This window comes from Pseudomonas sp. FSL L8-0168 (genome assembly GCF_037976155.1).
In the GTDB taxonomy this organism is placed as follows: Bacteria; Pseudomonadota; Gammaproteobacteria; order Pseudomonadales; family Pseudomonadaceae; genus Aquipseudomonas; species Aquipseudomonas paracarnis.
The window spans coordinates 2,157,697-2,177,058 of record NZ_CP150262.1; the positions used below are offsets into that span (position 1 = coordinate 2,157,697).

Annotated in this window: 16 protein-coding genes and 1 pseudogene; 11 read left to right on the top strand and 6 right to left on the bottom strand. The window is 60.3% G+C overall.

Annotated features, from left to right (window positions below):
• Positions 1-43: 43 nt before the first annotated feature.
• The gene (locus tag MHH62_RS09405; RefSeq protein WP_339232854.1) at positions 44-2,485 is read left to right on the top strand and encodes a penicillin acylase family protein; all 2,442 of its coding nucleotides are present in this window, start codon (positions 44-46) and stop codon (positions 2,483-2,485) included.
• Between the two features lie 347 nt (positions 2,486-2,832).
• Here the strand turns inward: MHH62_RS09405 and MHH62_RS09410 are convergent.
• Positions 2,833-4,135: pseudogene (locus MHH62_RS09410) on the bottom strand (IS4 family transposase).
• 360 nt (positions 4,136-4,495) lie between these two features.
• On the opposite strand from MHH62_RS09410, the gene MHH62_RS09415 reads away from it, so the two are divergent.
• The 9 genes from MHH62_RS09415 (at position 4,496) to pdeM (ending at position 14,881) form a co-directional block, all read left to right on the top strand.
• A complete protein-coding gene (locus MHH62_RS09415; protein ID WP_014717257.1) occupies positions 4,496-5,500 on the top strand; it encodes a ligase-associated DNA damage response exonuclease in 1,005 nt (334 codons plus the stop codon).
• Complete coding sequence (locus MHH62_RS09420) at positions 5,497-7,131, top strand: ATP-dependent DNA ligase (protein WP_339232855.1); 1,635 nt, start codon at positions 5,497-5,499, stop codon at positions 7,129-7,131. Before MHH62_RS09415 ends, MHH62_RS09420 begins: the two co-directional genes overlap by 4 nt.
• Positions 7,132-7,355: 224 nt before the next feature.
• Positions 7,356-8,135 carry a transporter substrate-binding domain-containing protein gene (locus MHH62_RS09425; RefSeq protein WP_014717255.1) on the top strand — a complete coding sequence of 260 codons (780 nt, stop codon included), beginning with the start codon at positions 7,356-7,358 and terminating at the stop codon, positions 8,133-8,135.
• Positions 8,136-8,192: 57 nt separating this feature from the next.
• Positions 8,193-8,921 (top strand): ABC transporter permease, encoded by a 729-nt coding sequence (locus tag MHH62_RS09430; RefSeq protein ID WP_014717254.1) that lies wholly within the window; start codon positions 8,193-8,195, stop codon positions 8,919-8,921.
• The gene (locus MHH62_RS09435; protein ID WP_003189226.1) at positions 8,918-9,628 is read left to right on the top strand and encodes an ABC transporter permease; all 711 of its coding nucleotides are present in this window, start codon (positions 8,918-8,920) and stop codon (positions 9,626-9,628) included. Before MHH62_RS09430 ends, MHH62_RS09435 begins: the two co-directional genes overlap by 4 nt.
• Before the next feature lie 9 nt (positions 9,629-9,637).
• A complete protein-coding gene (locus MHH62_RS09440) occupies positions 9,638-10,756 on the top strand; it encodes a succinylglutamate desuccinylase/aspartoacylase family protein (RefSeq protein ID WP_014717252.1) in 1,119 nt (372 codons plus the stop codon).
• 13 nt (positions 10,757-10,769) lie between these two features.
• Positions 10,770-11,534, top strand: a complete 765-nt coding sequence (locus MHH62_RS09445; protein ID WP_014717251.1) for an ATP-binding cassette domain-containing protein — start codon at positions 10,770-10,772, stop codon at positions 11,532-11,534.
• Between the two features lie 216 nt (positions 11,535-11,750).
• Positions 11,751-14,231 (top strand): ligase-associated DNA damage response DEXH box helicase, encoded by a 2,481-nt coding sequence (locus MHH62_RS09450; protein WP_339232856.1) that lies wholly within the window; start codon positions 11,751-11,753, stop codon positions 14,229-14,231.
• Entirely contained in the window at positions 14,231-14,881 is a 651-nt protein-coding gene (pdeM, locus tag MHH62_RS09455) for a ligase-associated DNA damage response endonuclease PdeM (protein WP_020300973.1), read from the top strand. The genes MHH62_RS09450 and pdeM overlap by 1 nt, the downstream gene beginning before the upstream one ends.
• Before the next feature lie 21 nt (positions 14,882-14,902).
• On the opposite strand, the gene MHH62_RS09460 is transcribed toward pdeM, so the two are convergent.
• Both MHH62_RS09460 and dcd read right to left on the bottom strand, forming a co-directional pair.
• Positions 14,903-15,100, bottom strand: a complete 198-nt coding sequence (locus MHH62_RS09460) for a hypothetical protein (protein ID WP_005785769.1) — start codon at positions 15,098-15,100, stop codon at positions 14,903-14,905.
• A gap of 108 nt (positions 15,101-15,208) precedes the next feature.
• Entirely contained in the window at positions 15,209-15,775 is a 567-nt protein-coding gene (dcd, locus tag MHH62_RS09465) for a dCTP deaminase (protein WP_003189215.1), read from the bottom strand.
• Between the two features lie 388 nt (positions 15,776-16,163).
• Here dcd and MHH62_RS09470 point away from each other — a divergent pair, with 388 nt between their 5' ends.
• Positions 16,164-16,373 (top strand): cold-shock protein, encoded by a 210-nt coding sequence (locus tag MHH62_RS09470; RefSeq protein ID WP_002554837.1) that lies wholly within the window; start codon positions 16,164-16,166, stop codon positions 16,371-16,373.
• Positions 16,374-16,529: 156 nt separating this feature from the next.
• Here the strand turns inward: MHH62_RS09470 and rpoS are convergent, their stop codons facing one another.
• The 3 genes from rpoS to MHH62_RS09485 all read right to left on the bottom strand — a co-directional run bounded on the left by rpoS (position 16,530) and on the right by MHH62_RS09485 (position 19,325).
• Positions 16,530-17,537 carry an RNA polymerase sigma factor RpoS gene (rpoS, locus tag MHH62_RS09475; RefSeq protein WP_003189214.1) on the bottom strand — a complete coding sequence of 336 codons (1,008 nt, stop codon included), beginning with the start codon at positions 17,535-17,537 and terminating at the stop codon, positions 16,530-16,532.
• Between the two features lie 106 nt (positions 17,538-17,643).
• Positions 17,644-18,480, bottom strand: coding sequence for a peptidoglycan DD-metalloendopeptidase family protein (locus tag MHH62_RS09480; protein WP_032893170.1), 837 nt, complete (start codon positions 18,478-18,480; stop codon positions 17,644-17,646).
• A gap of 209 nt (positions 18,481-18,689) precedes the next feature.
• Complete coding sequence (locus MHH62_RS09485; protein WP_169850588.1) at positions 18,690-19,325, bottom strand: protein-L-isoaspartate(D-aspartate) O-methyltransferase; 636 nt, start codon at positions 19,323-19,325, stop codon at positions 18,690-18,692.
• Between the last annotated feature and the right edge of the window lie 37 nt (positions 19,326-19,362).

Genomic DNA, 19,362 nt, shown 5'->3' on the forward strand with positions numbered 1-19,362 from the left:
ACGTAGCGCCTTTACTGACGCTACCCCCCGCAGGAGCTTTGCCATGGCCTCGCCAGCCCTCTTACATTTTCTTCCCCGGTTCGGCGTTGCCGCGGCAGTGGTCAGTGCCTTGGGCCTGGCCGGTTGCCAGCTCCAGAACACCCAGGACACCCTGCCGCCCGTTGCTGGCGTGCAGCCAATCAAGGGCCTGGCACAGAATGTGTCGGTGCGCCGCAATGCCCAAGGCATGCCGCTGATCGAAAGCAACACCTTCCACGACGCACTGTTCAGCCTCGGTTACGTGCACGCCAGCGACCGCATCACCCAGATGGTCACGCTGCGCCTGCTGGCCCAGGGCCGTCTGGCGGAAATGTCGGGGCCGCAAGTGCTGGACGTCGACCGTTTCATGCGGGCGGTCAACCTCAAGAAAAACGCTGGCGAGTTGTACAACGCCTCGTCGCCGCGCCTCAAACGCTTCTTTGAAGTGTATGCCCGAGGCGTCAACGCCTACCTGTTCCGTTATCGCGACAAGTTGCCGACGGACCTGGCCCAGAGCGGCTACAAGCCCGAGTACTGGAAGCCGGAAGATTCGGCGCTGCTGTTCTGCCTGCTCAATTTCAGCCAGTCGAGCAACTTGCAGGAGGAGCTTTCGGCCCTGGTGCTGGCGCAAAAGGTCGGCGTCGACAAACTCGCCTGGCTCACCCCAAGCGCACCGGACGAACCCGTCCCGCTGGCCGAAGCCGACAAGCTCAAAGGCGTCAACCTGAGCCAGATCACCGGCCTCGCCGGGCTAGAGACGGTGGGCCAGCAATTGCGCAGCCTTAATGCCCTGGGCGTCACCACCTCAAGCAACTGGGCCATTGGCCCGCAACGCAGCCGCAGCGGCAGGAGCCTGTTGGCCAACGACATCGCCGCGCAGCCACAAGCACCGTCGCCGTGGAACTACGTGCAGATTCGTGCGCCCAAATACCAGGCTGTCGGTGCTTCGATTGCCGGCCTGCCGACCCTGCTGTCGGGTTTCAACGGCAAGGTCGCGTGGAGCATGAGCGCAGTCAAGGGCGACACCCAGGACCTGTTCCTCGAGAAGGTCAAACGCCAGGGCAACGCGCTTTACTACGAGAACAACGGCAAATGGCTGCCGGCCGGCGTGCGCAACGAAACCTTCTTCATCAAGGGCCAGCGCTCGATTCGCGAAGTGGTGTACGAAACCCGCCACGGCGCCCTGCTCAACAGCAGCCAGGCGCTCACCAGCGGTCTAGGCCTGGCTTTGCAAACCGCCGACTTCAAGGACGACAAGAGCCTGGATGCGTTCTTCGACCTGTCCCGCGCACAAAACGCCGGCAAGGCCTCGGATGCTACCCGCGAGATTCGCGCCATCGCCCTGAACATGATCTTCGCCGACGCCAGCAACATCGGCTGGCAGGTTACCGGCCGCTTCCCCAACCGCCGCGAAGGCGAAGGCCTGCTGCCATCGCCGGGCTGGGACACGCGCTTTGACTGGGACGGCTACGCCGACGCGATGCTGCACCCGTACGACCAGGACCCGGCCCAAGGCTGGATCGGCACCGCCAACCAGCGCACCGCGCCGCGTGGCTACGGTATGCAACTGTCCAACGCCTGGGATGCACCGGAGCGCAACGAGCGCCTGGCGCAACTGGCCAACGCCGGCAAGCATGACAGCCGCAGCCTGATTGCCATGCAATACGACCAGACCACCCTCTTCGCCGCCAAGCTCAAGGGCATGTTCCAGGCACCCGGCATGGCCCAGCCCCTCAAGCAGGCCATCGAGGCCCTGCCGATAGCGGAACGTGCCAAGGCCCGCGAAGCACTGGAGCGCCTGATGGCCTTCGATGGGCGGCTGGCGACCACCTCGGCTGACGCGGCGATCTATGAATTGTTCCTGCAGGAAAGCGCCCGGCAGATCTTCCTCGACAAACTCGGCCCGGAAAACAGCGCCAGTTGGAAAGCCTTCGTCAGCAACGCCAGCCTGTCCTACTCGGCCATCGCCGACCACCTGCTGGGCCGTGAAGACAGCCCGTTCTGGGATGACACGCGTACACCGCAAAAAGAAGACAAACCCGCGATCCTGGCCCGTACCCTGGCCGCCGCCATCGCTACTGGCGACAGCCAATTGGGCGCCGACCACAAGGCCTGGCAGTGGGGCAAACTGCACAGCACCACATGGAAAAACACCAGCGGCCAGGTCATCCGCGGCCCCTTTGCCAGCGGTGGCGACCACAACACCTTGAACCCGGCGCCCTATAGCTGGGGCCAGGACTTCAACGCGACCCAGGTGTCGGCGCTGCGCATGATCATCGACTTCGGCCAGGCGGAACCGATGATGGGCCAGGGCGGCATCGGCCAATCCGGCAACCCGGCCAGCCCGAACTATGTCAGCGGCATCGACCCGTCGTTGAAGGCGCAATACCTGAGCTTTCCGATGCAGCCGCAGAACTTTGAAAAGGTGTATGGCAAGACAAGGTTGACCCTGACGCCCGGTAAGTAACCGGGCTTCCTTGACGAAACCGGATAACGCTGTGTGGCTTGCTGCGATAGCAGCCGACGGTAACCACGATGCGAAGCGAGTCGCTCTTGATCTGCTTTTGATTTTGATCTTAAGCGCCCCGTCAAACCACGCTGGCCGGAATTCGACAGGGATTTGGGGGGTAAACCGGCAGGGATGCCGGTTTAGCCGCCCCGCGCCATGGATGGCGCGTGGCGGCGGCCCCCCAAATCACTGGCGGATTACGGGCACACCGAGCCCAAGCGAGGTGCCGAGTGGTGGGGCAAGAGCCCTTTTGGTTACTTTTGGGGCTCTTTTCCAAAAGTGACCCGCTGTAAAAGCCAGCCCTTTCAAGGTCTTTTCGTCTTGGCAGCCTTGATTATCCGGTCCGTTGAAACATGCGCATTCACCGCGGTGCCTTTAACCCATGTTTTGGGCTTGGGTACCTTGGGGCCACGGGGGCTTTTCGCAACTTGTTTAGGTTGGATATTTCTGGCAAGCGCCAATAAGTGCTGAGCCAGTTTTTCCAACGGAATGACAGGAAGATGTTCCGAGGGCAGCGCAATCTGCATTCCCTCATATCCACTCCTGACCTGAACCGCTAAATGGTAAATCGAGGCTTCCCATCCTTCAGGCTGGGTATCCCGATGAGCTTGTTCAACACTGCGTTTGAGAACAGCCAGGACGTTGTAAGCCAATACCGCCGTTGCAAACCCCAGTAAGGCAGCCTTTGGGCTGCCAAGGGTTTCGATCTCACTTTCCAGGATCGCTTCCAGTCGCTGGAACATACCTTCAATGCTCCAGCGGCGGCGATACAGTTCGGCGATCTGTTGCGCACTGACGCTCTCAGGCAGGTTGCTCCAGAACATCAAGCTGCTGTCGCCGGAGTCCGTTGGCGAATGAAGCGTCAGTTCGACACGCCGACATTGGTAACCGCCTTTGACCTGGATGATCTGCTCACGCACAGTGCCAGTTTCCACAGGTACTGGCTCTTGCCACTCACCCTCTTGAATCAAGCGTGGATGCTTGGCTTGCTGACGAATGACAAAGCAAGTTTGGGACTTGCTCACAAGCCTCCATAACCGGGAGCGTGCAATAAAGCCGGTCAGCCAGCCACACTTGGCCTGGCTCGGCATTGGCCAATAAAGGCAGCACACAAACGCGCTCGCTTGCGTAGGCATCCTCACACGCCTGAAGGTCGACGACCTGATCCAGATCGGGATCGTATGCAACAACCGAAAAACCGGGACGAGCGGCGCCGCGCTCGTTGCGTAAAGCTCCCAGACGTTTTTCAGTGGATGCCAGGTGATTACCGTCCACTACCCGAACCTGCCAACCCGGCAGCATCGCCGTGCAGCCCAGCTCCCGGATGGTTGGAGCCAGGCGCTGTGCACAGCCCGTAATCAGGGCGCGCAACAGAGCAGGCTCGGTACGACTGATCTTGTCGTAGAGAGCCGCCAGGCTGACCGGAAGGTCCTCCAGTTGTCGCGCGGCGGCGTGCAGAGATGGCTTCAAGCCCAATGAAACAAGGGACATTAGCTTGATGATGGTCGAGAACAATAGCTCACGAGAATACTGCCGTTGCCGGTGTTCTTCGAAAACCTGATCAATCCACTCGGGGGCAATAGCCTGCTGCAGCGCCAGTTTGGCCATGACACTGGCAGGTGCTTTTTTCTCGAAACGCGCTAGAACTTCCGCCCACATCGTTTAGGTACCCCCTGAATGAATTTCAGGGGATTTTACAGAAGACCTTGAAAGGGCTGGCTGTAAAAGCGGAACCGTAAGTGGCCGTTACCGCAGAAATGGATATGTACACGGATAACAGCTTCGGCTGTCAGGCCGTCATCGCAGGCAAGCCAGCTCCCACAGTTGGATCGTCAGGTGTCAGGTAGATAGGTGTCGGCTTCTAGGCCAACATCGAAGGCAAGCCCACCTTTGCAACCTGCATTCAGATAGAACTTCTGCACCCAGCCCCGCCTCATAACTAACAAGCCCACCGCCCCGGCACCCCCCATGGACCTTGTCATCGCCCGCCCCGAAGGCCTCTACTGCCCTGCCGGTGATTTTTACATCGACCCCTGGCGCCCAGTAGAACGTGCAGTCATCACCCACGCCCACGGCGACCACGCCCGCACCGGCAATCAACACTACCTGGCCGCCGCCCCCGGCGAAGGTATCCTGCGCTGGCGCCTGGGCCAGGACATCAACCTGCAAACCCTGGCCTACGGCGAACGGTTGGTGCATCACGGCGTGACCTTGAGTTTTCATCCAGCCGGGCATGTTCTGGGCTCGGCCCAGGTGCGCCTGGAATACCAGGGCGAGGTCTGGGTGGCGTCCGGCGACTATAAGGTCGAGCCCGATGGCACCTGCGCACCCTTCGAACCGGTGCGCTGCCACACCTTTATCACCGAATCCACATTCGGGCTGCCGATTTACCGCTGGCAGCCTCAGGCGCAGATTTTTGCCGGGATCAATGACTGGTGGAAGGCCAATATCGCCAGCGGCAAAGCCAGCGTGTTGTTCTGTTATTCCTTCGGCAAGGCCCAACGCATTCTCCATGGGCTGGACGCCAGCATCGGCCCGATCCTCAGCCACGGCGCGGTCGAGCCGTTGAACCGGGTGTACCGCGAAGCGGGCATCTACATCCCCGAGACCCTGTATGCCGGCGACTTCAAAAAGACCGACCCACTGCTGCGCCAAGCCCTGATCATCGCCCCGCCCTCCGCCGGAGGCAGTACCTGGATGCGCCGCTTTGGCGACTACAGCGACGCCTTCGCCAGCGGCTGGATGCGCTTGCGTGGTACCAGACGGCGACGCGGTGTGGACCGTGGCTTCGTGCTCTCGGACCACGCCGATTGGCCCGGCTTGTTGTGGGCCATCGAACAAACCGGCGCACAACGGGTAATGGTCACCCATGGTTCGGTCGGTGTGTTGGTGCGTCACCTGCGGGAAAAGGGCTTGGATGCCCAAGGCTTCAGCACCGAATACGGCGATGACGAAGAAGAGGCCACTGCATGAAAGCCTTCGCCGAGCTGTACGCCAACCTCGACGCCACCACTTCCAGCAATGCCAAGCTTGCGGCTCTGCAAGCCTACTTCCTGCAGGCGCCGCCAGCCGATGCGGCCTGGGCGGTGTACTTTCTCAGCGGCGGGAGGCCACGGCAACTGGTGCCGACGCGCCTGCTACGGGACATGGCCACCGAAGCGGCCGGCATCGAACCCTGGCTGTTCGAAGAGAGCTACCAGTCCGTAGGTGACCTGGCCGAGACGATCTCACTGCTCCTGCCAGAATCCACCTACACATCCGAAGACGGCCTGGCCGTGTGGCTGGAAGAAAAACTGCTGCCCCTGCGCGGTCTGCCACCCTTGGACCTTGCAGACCGGCTGCCGGCGCTGTGGGCGCAACTGGACCAACCGAGCCTGATGGTGTGCATCAAGTTGATCACCGGCAGCTTTCGGGTGGGCGTATCCAAACTGCTGGTGACCCGCGCCCTCGCTGCCATGGCCGACCTCGACAGCAAGCGCGTGGCGCAGCGGTTGGTGGGCTACACCGATTTGTCGAACCGTCCCACAGCCGAAGGCTACCTCAAGCTGATTGCCGCCGAATCATCCGACGAGCACGCGCAACGTGGCGGGCAACCCTATCCGTTTTTTCTGGCTCACGGGCTGGCGCAACCGGTGGAGCAATTCGACACCCTGCTCGGTTCACCCGCCGATTGGCAGGTGGAATGGAAGTTTGATGGCATTCGCGCACAACTGGTCAAGCGCGAGGGCCGCCTGTGGGTCTGGTCTCGCGGGGAAGAGTTGCTGACTGAACGTTTCCCTGAACTCCACAGCCTGGTCAGTGGCCTGCCCGATGGTACGGTGATTGATGGCGAAATCGTGGTGTGGAAAGACTCGGTGCAACCCTTCGCGCTGCTGCAACAGCGCATTGGCCGTAAAACCTTGAGTAAAAAAGTCCTTGAGGATGCGCCAGTGGCGGTGCTCGCGTACGACCTGCTGGAGTATCAGGGCGACGACTGGCGCAACCACGCCCAAGCCGAACGCCGTACCCAATTGGAACAGGTCATCGCTGCGTGCAACCAACCGGTGTTATTGCCCTCGCCCTTGCTGGAAGGCAAGACCTGGGCAGCCTTGGCCGAACAGCGCGAAGCCTCTCGCAGCCTGGGCGTGGAAGGCATGATGCTCAAGGATCGCAACGGCCTCTACGGCGTGGGCCGCACCAAGGACATGGGCCTGTGGTGGAAGTGGAAGGTCGACCCCTTCAGCGTCGACGCCGTGTTGATCTACGCCCAGCGCGGCCATGGCCGGCGCGCCAGCCTCTACAGCGACTACACCTTTGCGGTATGGGACGGCCCGCCAGGCAGCGAGCGCACTCTGGTGCCGTTCGCCAAGGCGTATTCCGGGCTGACCGACGAGGAAATGCGCAAGGTCGACGCCATTGTGCGCAAAACCACAGTGGAGAAGTTCGGCCCGGTCAGCAGCGTGACGCCGAGCATGGTGTTTGAGCTGGGTTTTGAAGGGATTGCTCTGTCCAAGCGGCACAAGAGCGGAATTGCGGTGCGGTTTCCGCGGATGCTGCGCTGGCGCCAGGACAAGGCGGTGGAGGAAGCGGACAACCTGGCCACGCTACAAGACCTGTTGGCCTGATCCACCTCCCACCTTCTTGATAAATGAAAGATCCAGAATGGTGCACTGGAAATTCCATGCCCATTTTTGGGCACCGCCTACACTTGGAACTGCCTTACCCCACCGTTTAAAAAGCCCATCCGGAACTATGGTGCAGAAATTGCTACTTGTGGTGGGTCTGACACCGTTCAGTAACAGTCCTAATCGCGCCACAAGCGCTTATCTTGGTTTCCAGGGATTACCTAATGAAAAAAGCATTGCTGACCCTTTCTGCACTGGCTCTGTGCATGGCTGCTGGTGTTGCTACAGCCAAGGAATACAAGGAATTGCGTTTTGGTGTCGACCCTTCCTACGCACCGTTCGAATCCAAGGCCGCCGACGGCAGCCTGGTGGGCTTCGATATCGACCTGGGCAATGCGATCTGCGCAGAGCTGAAGGTCAAGTGCAAGTGGGTCGAAAGTGACTTCGACGGCATGATCCCGGGCCTGAAAGCCAATAAATTCGATGGCGTGATTTCGTCGATGACCGTGACTCCAGTGCGCGAGAAGGCCATCGACTTCTCCTCCGAGCTGTTCTCCGGCCCGACTTCGCTGGTGTTCAAGAAAGGCGCTGGCTATTCGACGCCAGAATCTCTCAAGGGCAAATCCGTGGGTTATGAGCAAGGCACCATCCAGGAAGCCTACGCCAAGGCCGTACTGGATAAAGCCGGGGTGACCACCAAGGCTTACGCCAACCAGGACCAGGTGTACGCCGACCTGACCTCCGGGCGCCTCGACGCTTCCGTGCAGGACATGCTGCAAGCCGAACTGGGCTTTCTCAAGTCGCCCGCCGGTGCTGGCTATGAAGTGAGCGCCGCTATCGACGACCCGCTGCTGCCGTCGAAAACCGCCATCGGTATCAAAAAAGGTAACACTGAACTCAAGGCGCTTTTGGATAAAGGTATCAAAGCGTTACACGATGATGGCACCTACGCCACTATCCAGAAGAAACACTTTGGCGATCTGAACCTGTACAGCGGCAAATAATGCCTGGGGCGCCCTGCTTCGGGTGGGGCGCTTTTTTATCGCCATAGGTCCTGATTTATGTTCGAAGATCTGTTGCAAACCCTCGGGCTGAGCGCATTCAGCCTGAAGGGTTTCGGCCCGCTGTTGCTGCAAGGCACCTGGATGACCATCAAGTTGTCGGTGCTGTCCCTGGCCGTCAGCGTAGTGCTGGGCCTGCTCGGCGCCAGCGCCAAATTGTCCAGCCTGGCCATTGTGCGTATCCCCGCCCAGCTCTACACCACCCTGATTCGCGGGGTACCGGACCTGGTGCTGATGCTGTTGATTTTCTACAGCCTGCAAACCTGGCTCAGTGGCTTTACCGACTTTATGGAATGGGAATACATCGAGATCGACCCGTTCAGCGCCGGGGTGATCACCCTGGGCTTTATCTACGGTGCGTATTTCACCGAAACCTTTCGCGGTGCGATCCTCGCCGTGCCCCGTGGCCAACTCGAAGCCGCCACCGCTTACGGGCTCAAGCGCGGACAGCGGTTTCGCTATGTGACCTTCCCGCAGATGATGCGCTTTGCGCTGCCGGGCATCGGCAATAACTGGATGGTGATGCTCAAGGCCACCGCACTGGTGTCGATCATCGGCCTGGCAGACTTGGTAAAAGCCGCCCAGGACGCTGGCAAGAGCACCTATCAATTGTTTTATTTCCTGGTGCTGGCGGCGCTGATCTACCTGTTGATCACCAGCGCGTCCAACTTTGTCTTGCGCCGACTTGAACGTCGCTACTCCGCAGGCGCCCGGGAGGCCGTGCGATGATCGAGCTATTGCAGGAATACTGGCGCCCCTTTCTTTATAGCGACGGCCAGCACATCACCGGTCTGGCCATGACCTTGTGGCTGCTCAGCGCCTCACTGGTCATCGGCTTTCTGGTGTCGATCCCGCTGTCCATCGCCCGCGTTTCGCGCAAGCGCCTGGTGCGTTGGCCCGTGCAGTTCTACACCTACCTGTTTCGTGGCACGCCGCTCTATATCCAACTGCTGATCTGCTACACCGGCATCTACAGCCTTGCCGCTGTACGAGCACAACCGGTGCTGGATGCGTTCTTTCGCGATGCGATGAACTGCACCCTCCTCGCCTTCGCCCTCAACACTTGCGCCTACACCACGGAGATTTTCGCCGGGGCAATCCGCAGCATGGCCCACGGCGAAGTCGAGGCGGCCAAGGCTTACGGCCTCAGTGGCTGGAAGCTGTACGCCTACGTGATCATGCCTTCTGCGTTGCGACGCTCGTTGCCCTACTACAGCAACGAGGTGATCCTGATGCTGCACTCGACCACCGTGGCCTTTACCGCGACGATCCCGGATATCCTCAAAGTGGCCCGGGATGCCAACTCCGCCACCTTCATGACCTTCCAGTCATTTGGCATTGCCGCACTGATCTATCTGACGGTGACCTTTGCCCTGGTCGGCCTGTTTCGCCTGGCGGAACGCCGTTGGCTGGCCTTTCTCGGGCCGAGCCACTAAGGAGTTTGCATGCACCATCAGCTACATGACTTGATCGCGCCGGTGCCCGGCACGGCGCGGCAGATCCACAGTTTTCACTTCGGCCCGCAGCAGCCCGAAGGCAAGGTGTACATCCAGTCCTCCCTGCATGCCGATGAATTGCCGGGCATGCTGGTGGCCTGGCATCTGAAGGCGCGCCTGGCAGAACTTGAAACGGCCGGGCGCTTGCGTAGCGAAATCGTGCTGGTTCCCGTCGCCAACCCGGTGGGCCTGGAACAGGTATTGATGGATATCCCCTTGGGCCGCTACGAACTGGAAAGCGGGCAGAACTTCAATCGCCTGTTCGTCGATCTCAGCGAAGACGTCGGTAACCAGGTCGAAGACCTGCTGGGCGATGATCCCCAGCGCAATGCCCAATTGATCCGCAGCGCACTGTCCCACGCCCTGGCCGCGCACACCGCCCAGACCCAGTTGCACTCCCAACGCCTGGTGCTGCAACGCCTGGCCTGTGATGCCGACGTGGTGCTGGACCTGCATTGCGACTTCGAAGCCGTGACGCACCTGTACACCACGCCCGAAGCCTGGCCACAGGTAGAGCCGTTGGCGCGCTACCTGGGTTCGCAGGCCAACCTGTTGGCCACCGATTCCGGCGGGCAGTCTTTTGATGAGTGTTTCACCCTGGTGTGGTGGCAGTTGCAGCAACGCTTCGGCGAACGCTACCCGATCCCCATGGGCAGCTTGTCGGTGACCGTCGAGCTGCGTGGCCAGGGCGATGTCAACCACGGCCTCGCCGCGCTGGACTGCCAGGCCATCATTGATTATTTGATCCACTTCGGCGCCATTCGCGGCAATGCAGCCCCCTTGCCTGCCCTGGCCTACCCGGCTACGCCGTTGGCGGCGGTGGAGCCGGTGACCACGGCGGTGGGTGGCTTGCTGGTATTCAACGCCCTGCCAGGCCAATACCTGGAGGCCGGGCAATGGGTCGCCGACATCATCGACCCCATTACAGACCGCGTAACGCCTGTGCACTGCCAGCACGCCGGGCTGCTTTACGCCCGTTCGCTACGCCGCATGGCCACGGCCGGCATGGTGATCTGCCATGTCGCCGGCACACAGGCCTACCGCAGCGGTTATCTACTTTCGCCTTGAGGATGCATGCCCCATGTACAAACTGACCGTTGAAGGCCTGCACAAAAGCTATGGCGACAATCAAGTGCTCAAAGGTGTGTCGCTCAAGGCCAAGACCGGTGATGTGATCAGCCTGATCGGCGCCAGTGGCTCAGGCAAGAGTACCTTCCTGCGCTGTATCAACTTTTTGGAAACCCCCAACGATGGCGCCATGACCCTGGACGGCCAAGCGATCCGCATGGTCAGCGATCGCCAGGGCATGAGGGTGGCTGACGACGCCGAGCTGCAACGCTTGCGCACACGGCTGGCGATGGTGTTCCAGCACTTCAACTTGTGGAGCCACATGAGCGTGCTGGAAAACATCACCATGGCCCCCCGCCGCGTGCTGGGTTGCAGCAAGAAGGACGCCGAAGACCGTGCCCGCCGCTACCTGGACAAAGTCGGGCTGCCGGCGCGGGTGGCTGATCAATACCCGGCATTCCTCTCCGGCGGCCAGCAGCAGCGTGTCGCCATCGCCCGCGCCCTGGCCATGGAGCCGGAGGTGATGCTGTTCGATGAACCCACGTCGGCGCTGGACCCGGAGTTGGTGGGCGAAGTGTTGAAGGTGATCCAGGGCCTGGCCGAAGAAGGCCGCACCATGATCATGGTGACCCACGAGATGAGCTTTGCGCGCAAGGTTTCAAGCCAGGTGCTGTTCCTGCACCAGGGTCTGGTGGAGGAGCAGGGCTTGCCGGAGGATGTGCTGGGCAATCCGAAAAGCGAACGCCTGCAGCAGTTTCTGAGTGGCAATTTGAAGTAGGCGCGAGCTTGCTGTGGCGAGGGAGCTTGCTCCCGCTAGGGCGCGAAGCGGCCCCGCTCTTTGTTCAAAAAGACGGAGACTGCTACGCAGTCCAGCGGGAGCAAGCTCCCTCGCCACAGGGCAGCGCTTCTGCTTGACTGAATGGCATTAGGCAGTTGAACGTCGGCGCTGCCTCAGGGGTCTTTGAACTAACCCCTCCAGAGCGTCCGCTGCCGCATGGCAAAAACCCACGACTTCGCCAAGCAATGGTTTGCCACCCAAGGCTGGAAGCCATTCGCCTTTCAGAAAGAGGTATGGGCCGCGGTCAAGGCCGGCCAGTCGGGGTTACTGCATGCCAGCACCGGGGCGGGTAAAACCTATGCCTTGTGGTTTGCCGCACTCAACCGTTTCGCCATTACCCGCCCGCCCGCTACAAGCAAGCGCAAACCGCCTGCCCAGCCGCTGACCGTCCTGTGGATCACGCCGATGCGCGCCCTGGCCGCCGACTCCGCACGCGCCCTGCAAGCACCGCTGGAGGCCCTGCACATTCCCTGGAGCGTGGGCCTGCGCACCGGCGATACCAGCAGCAGCGAACGCGCACGCCAGACCCGCCGCCAGCCCACCGCCCTGGTCACCACCCCGGAAAGCCTGACCCTGATGCTGGCCCGTGCCGACAGTGAAACCAGCCTGGCGCACCTGCGCATGGTCATCGTGGATGAATGGCACGAACTGATCGGCAATAAGCGTGGCGTGCAGTTGCAACTGGCACTGGCACGCTTGCGGCGCTGGCATCCTGAGTTGATGGTGTGGGGTATTTCCGCGACGCTGGGTAATCAGGCCCACGCCTTGGAGGTACTGGCCCCACAGGGCGGCGGCATCAATGTACAGGGGCAAACGGCCAAGGCACTGAAGGTCGACACCTTGCTGCCGCCCGTCACCGAGCGCTTTCCCTGGGCCGGGCATATCGGCTTGAAGATGTTGCCGCAAGTGGTCGCCGAGGTAGAGGCCAGCAGCAGTTGCCTGGTGTTTACCAACACCCGCGCGCAATCCGAGATCTGGTACCAGGCGATTCTGGGCGCTCGTCCGGACTGGGCCGGCTTGATTGCCCTGCACCACGGTTCGTTATCGCGAGAGACCCGGGACTGGGTGGAGCGAGCGTTGAAGGATGGACAGCTCAAGGCAGTGGTGTGCACTTCCAGCCTCGACCTGGGCGTTGACTTCCTGCCGGTGGAACGGGTGCTGCAAATCGGCTCCGCCAAGGGCGTAGCGCGGCTGATGCAACGCGCCGGGCGCTCCGGCCACGCACCAGGGCGGCCCTCACGGGTAACGCTGGTGCCCACCCACAGCCTGGAGCTGGTTGAAGCCGCAGCCGCCCAGGATGCGATCGCCCAACGGCGCATCGAAGCGCGGGAATCACCGTACAAGCCGCTGGATGTGCTGGTCCAACACTTGGTCAGCATGGCCTTGGGTGGCGGGTTTACTCCGGCGGCACTGTTGGACGAAGTGCGCGGCGCCTGGGCCTATCGCGACCTCTCCGAAGCGGACTGGGCCTGGGCCCTGGGGTTTGTGCGCCATGGTGGCCTGTCACTCACCGCTTATCCGGATTACCGCCGGGTGGAGCCCGATGAGCACGGCATCTGGCGCGTTCCGGATGCCCGCCTGGCACGCCGCCACCGCATGAGCGTGGGCACCATCGTCAGTGACGCCAGCATCCAGCTCAAGTTCTGGAGCAAAGGCGGCGGCGGCAAGAACCTGGGCAGTGTCGAGGAAGGCTTTATTGCAAGGCTCAAGCCGGGGGATGGTTTTTTGTTCGCGGGGCGGTTGCTGGAATTGGTGCGCGTGGAAAACATGACCGCTTACGTACGCCGCAGCAACGCGAAAAAAGCCGCCGTGCCACGCTGGAATGGCGGGCGCATGCCCCTTTCCAACGAACTGGCCCAGGCGGTGGTCGAGCGTTTTGATGCCGCCGCGCATGGGCACTTCGACGGCCCAGAGATGAAGGCGGTGCAACCGTTGCTGCATACCCAATTGCGCTGGTCCGGGCTGCCGACCCGCGAGCATCTGCTGGCTGAAACCCTGCGGTCGCGAGAGGGCTGGCACCTGTTTCTGTACCCATTCGCTGGCCGCCAGGTACACCTGGGCATAGCCAGTTTGCTGGCATGGCGGGTCAGCCAGCAGCAGCCGCTGACCTTTTCGATTGCGGTGAATGATTATGGCCTGGAGCTGTTGAGCGCCACCGAGGTGCAGTGGCCCCAGTTGTTGAATACAAGGTTGCTGAGCCCCCAAGGCCTGCTGGCGGATGTGGTCGCCAGCCTCAATGCCGGCGAACTGGCCCTGCGCCGCTTTCGCGAGATTGCGCGAATCGCCGGGCTGGTATTTGCCGGGTATCCCGGCGCGCCAAAAAGCACGCGACAAGTGCAGGCTTCCAGTGGTTTGTTCTTTGAAGTGTTCAAGCAATATGACCCACAAAATCTGCTGCTGGCCCAGGCAGGAGAAGAAGTTCTGCGGGACGAGCTGGATATTCGCCGACTGGAACAGACGCTGAATCATCTGTCGACGCTGAAGCTGGACCTGCACAGGATCCAGCGGCCCACGCCCCTGGCCTTTCCGCTGCTGGTAGAACGGATGCGCGAAAGCATGAGCTCGGAAAAACTCTCGGAGCGCATCGCGCGGATGGTCAAGGACCTGGAAAAAGTCGCCGACAAAGGGCAAGGCTGATGCATTACCCACTGACACTGGAAGGTGAAGAGCTATGGCTATTGCCGCAGAAAGCTGTGTACTGGCCCGCGCGTAAATGTTTGCTGATCGCCGACGCGCATTTTGGCAAGGCGTCGGCCTATCGCAGCCTGGGGCAGCCGGTGCCACAGGGCACGACTACGGCCAACCTGGAAGGCCTGGACAGGCTGTTATCGGCCCTACCCTGCGAACAGTTGATCTTTCTCGGCGATTTCCTGCACGGCCCCGGCTCTCACGCCAGCGGCACCCTGAACGCAATCCGGGCCTGGCGTGAGCGCAATCGCACACTGGCCTTGATCTTGATTCGCGGCAATCACGACAAACGTGCCGGCGACCCACCACTGGACTTGCGCATCGACGTGGTCGCGGAGCCTCTGCTGATGGGCCCTTTCGCCTTGCAACATGAGCCCGACGCCCATGCCAGCCATCATGTACTGGCGGGGCATGTGCATCCTGTGTACCACCTGCGCGGTAAAGGGCGCCAACGGCTACGCCTGCCGTGCTTCCAGGTCGGCGGGAGGGTAAGCCTGCTGCCAGCCTTTGGCGCGTTTACAGGGGGCTATGCCGTGGAGCAGGCCCCAGACCGCCGAATCTATGTGATCGGCGATCACCAGGTCTGGCCGATTCAATAATCGATAAGGCCTGCTCAGGGATCAGGCAACGGGCGCGGGTGGCGGCTCGTCCGGTAAGGTCGGCTCACCCGGTTCGGTAGGCTGTGGGTAATCAGGTTCGGGTTGACCAGGGATGCCCCCCGCGTGCGCGGGGTTGGCCATCAAGGACCAGGCCAGAACACCAATCTGGTTGGGTTCAAGCCGGGCGAGTTCTGCGCTGATTCGCGGGTCGATCTTCATAAGGTACTCCTCAAGTATGGCCCGGCGCGTTTCACACGCGCCGAAGCAGTACACCTAGATAGAGTCACTTTCTGCAGACAAATTCCCTTTACCCGTAGGCGCTTTCGATCAAGCGCGTGGGAGAGTGACGCCGCGTTGGCCCTGATACTTGCCCGCACGGTCCTTGTAAGACACTTCACAAGCCTCATCGGACTGCAGGAACAGCATCTGTGCCACGCCTTCGTTGGCGTAGATTTTCGCCGGCAAGGTGGTAGTGTTGGAGAATTCCAGGGTCACGTGGCCTTCCCACTCCGGCTCGAGCGGTGTGACGTTGACGATAATGCCGCAGCGGGCATAGGTGCTTTTACCCAGGCAGATGGTCAACACGTCGCGCGGAATACGGAAGAATTCCACGGTGCGCGCCAGGGCGAAAGAGTTGGGCGGGATGATGCACACGTCGCTCTTGACGTCGACGAAGCTCTTTTCGTCGAAGTTCTTTGGATCGACGATCGCCGAATTGATGTTGGTGAACACCTTGAATTCATCGGCGCAACGCACGTCGTAGCCATAGCTGGAAACACCGTACGAAATCACGCGCTCGTCGCCTTCGCCACGAATCTGACGTTCGACGAACGGCTCGATCATGCCGTGTTCCTGCGCCATGCGGCGAATCCACTTGTCCGATTTGATGCTCATGGCGGTGTCCTGAATAGCGAGGCGAAAAAAATCTGTGGGCCATCTTACCGGGGCCGGCGTTGGGGTTCAAAGGCCGTACGGGTTTTCTTGATCAATGCACGGCCGGTTATAAGCTATAGCGAGCGTGGCCGGGACCCGGACGGCAGGCGCCAATGACTGTAAATACCACCGCCAGTCACGAAAATAGAGAAACCTTCGGAAATACCATTGGCACGTTCCGGAAAAAGGGTTAAGGTGGCGCCACTGTGCTGCTTGTGTCACTGAGAATCTCTACACGATATGTTGAATTTCGATCCAACCATCTCCAAGAATTTTTCCTGCTCTTTGCACTCAGTCTCGGCCAGGGCTTTTCCTGAGTCGCAGTTAACTTTGTCCAAGGAGATACACCATGTCTAATCGCCAAACTGGTACCGTTAAGTGGTTCAACGATGAAAAAGGCTTCGGCTTCATCACTCCACAATCCGGTGACGACCTGTTCGTTCACTTCAAAGCTATCCAATCCGACGGCTTCAAAAGCCTGAAAGAAGGCCAACAGGTTTCTTTCATCGCTACCCGCGGTCAGAAAGGCATGCAAGCTGAAGAAGTTCAAGTTATCTAACTTGTACTGACTTAGTCGAAAAAACCCCGCCCTTAAAAGCGGGGTTTTTTTATGCCTGATCGTTCCCGCGCTCTGCGTGGGAACGATCAGGGCACAGCAAAACGCCCGGTGCATTCACATGCATCGGGCGTTTTGTCATCGCTGCCCTACCAATCGTTATTGGAACAACGACTCACTCGACAAGCCATTCTTCTCCAGGATCTCGCGCAAGCGCTTGAGGCCCTCTACCTGGATCTGCCGCACCCGCTCACGGGTCAGACCAATCTCCAGACCTACATCCTCCAGGGTGCTGCTCTCATGACCGCGCAGGCCGAAGCGGCGAATCACCACTTCACGCTGCTTGTCCGTGAGCTCTGACAGCCACTGGTCAATACTTTGGGAAAGATCATCGTCCTGCAACAGCTCGCAAGGGTCCGTCGGACGATCATCGGTCAGGGTGTCCAGCAGGGTCTTATCCGAGTCCGGCCCCAGCGAGACATCGACCGAAGAGACACGCTCGTTAAGGCCGAGCATGCGCTTGACCTCCCCTACCGGTTTTTCCAGCAGGTTGGCGATCTCTTCAGGCGAAGGTTCATGATCGAGTTTTTGCGTCAGCTCACGCGCCGCCCGCAGGTAGACGTTGAGCTCCTTGACCACATGGATCGGCAACCGGATCGTGCGGGTCTGATTCATGATCGCCCGTTCGATGGTCTGGCGAATCCACCAGGTGGCATAGGTGGAGAAACGGAAGCCCCGCTCAGGGTCGAATTTTTCCACAGCCCGGATCAAGCCCAGGTTGCCCTCCTCGATCAGGTCCAACAGGGACAGCCCACGATTGACGTAGCGTCGGGCGATTTTCACCACCAGGCGCAGGTTGCTTTCAATCATGCGCTTACGCCCAGCCGGATCGCCCTTTTGCGACAGACGCGCAAAATGGACTTCTTCTTCGGGGGTCAACAGAGGGGAAAAGCCGATTTCATTGAGGTACAACTGGGTCGCGTCGAGCGCCCGCGTATAGTCAACGTACTTGTGCTGCTTCAACGCGGCAGCATTCTTGGATTTGGTGCGAACTGAAGGTGGTGATACCCCTTCATTATCTGACATCGTTTCCAAATCGATACCGGCCTCCATAAGGAGAACCTCATCGTCGATGTCAAACTCCGGCACTTCTTTACTGAGAGCCATTGTTATAGTCCTTTGGTGAGTTCGACCTCAAGCTCAAGCGACGCCTCTATCCTTGGCAACGCTGGAGCCTGTTCCTTCTACGTGAGGGAACAGGCTGTGCAACACATCAACGACGGGGCAGGAATTGCAGCGGATCTACAGGCTTCCCTTGGCGGCGAATCTCAAAGTGCAGTTTCACCCGGTCTGTGCCCGTTGACCCCATTTCGGCAATCGTCTGTCCGACCTTGACCTGCTGCCCCTCCCGAACCAACAACCTGCGGTTATGACCGTAGGCACTGACGTAGGTATCGCTGTGTTTGATGATGACCAGCTCGCCGTAGCCCCGCAAACCACTCCCGGCGTACACCACTGTCCCATCAGACGCAGCTAAAACAGGCTGTCCCAAATCCCCGGCGATATCAATGCCTTTATTCAAACTACCGTTTGAAGAGAATTTTCCAATCAACACTCCGTTTGAAGGCCATCCCCAACCGGTCGGCGCAGGCCCGGCGGGTGGCAACGGCGCGGGTGCCGGCTTGCTCGCAACCGTAGGCGCGGCGCTGCCTGCAGGCCGGGTAATGATGGTGGTCTTGCTCGAGGACGATGGCGAAGATCCCGACTTTGTCACAACTGCCGTAGGTGCAGAACCTGAGCGACCATCGAAACGAATGGTCTGCCCCGGATGGATCGTATACGGCACAGGAATGTTGTTACGGGCGGCCAGCGCCTTGTAGTCCCAGCCATAACGAAAGGCAATCGAGAACAGGGTGTCGCCTTTGCGCACCACGTATTGGCCAGTGGTGACCGTAGGTCTCTGGGGGGTTGCGTTGGTACGGTCAACGACCCGCGCACCGCCGGATGGCGTGCTCGAGCAGGCTGCCAATAAGGAACTCAAGACAAGGCCAAGCACCAGTCGCTGAAAGCTTGTTTTACTCATTCGCTGCGCAGGACCTGTGAGACTCACCCGCCGCTCCCTTTGTGGTGGCTGAACGTTAACGCCTGTATCAGGCTTGAAATATGACGCAAGTATAACTGGGCATTGGCTTTTTACTGGCACCTGACTGAAAGGAAAAATTCACCATGTTTAATCGTGGCTGCCAGGCATGTTGATTCAATAGACCCCGCCGTAAGACACATCCCCGCTTACAGAATTCACTGCCCGCGAATAAATGATCAGGCCAGCGGGCCGTTGAGCAAGGGGACGAAACGCACGGCACCGAGTACATGCCGGGAAAAACCTTCGTCCTCACGGATAATAAGCATCAACTGTTGCACTTCGCCGGAGCCCACCGGGATGACCAGCCGCCCGCCAGGTGCCAATTGATCCAGCAAGGCTTGCGGCACATCGGTGGCCACGGCGGTGACGATGATACCGTTGTAGGGCGCCAGTGCCGGCCAGCCCTCCCAGCCATCGCCCCAGCGGAATACCACGTTGCGCAGGTTCAGCTCCACCAGACGCTCTTTGGCCCGGTCCTGCAGCACCTTGATGCGCTCGACCGAAAACACCCGCTCTACCAATTGCGACAGCACGGCCGTCTGGTAGCCGGAGCCGGTACCAATCTCCAGCACCTTGTCCAACGGCCCCGCCGCCAGCAATAGCTCGCTCATACGCGCAACCATATAGGGCTGAGAGATGGTCTGGTTGTGGCCGATTGGCAACGCTGTGTCTTCATAGGCGCGATGCGCCAGCGCCTCATCGACAAACAGGTGCCGCGGCGTGCGCCGGATCACTTCCAGCACCTGCGCGTTGGACAAGCCTTCTTCATACAGACGCTGGATCAACCGCTCCCGGGTGCGCTGGGAGGTCATCCCAATCCCACGGCGCAACAGGTCGTCTTGTTCACGA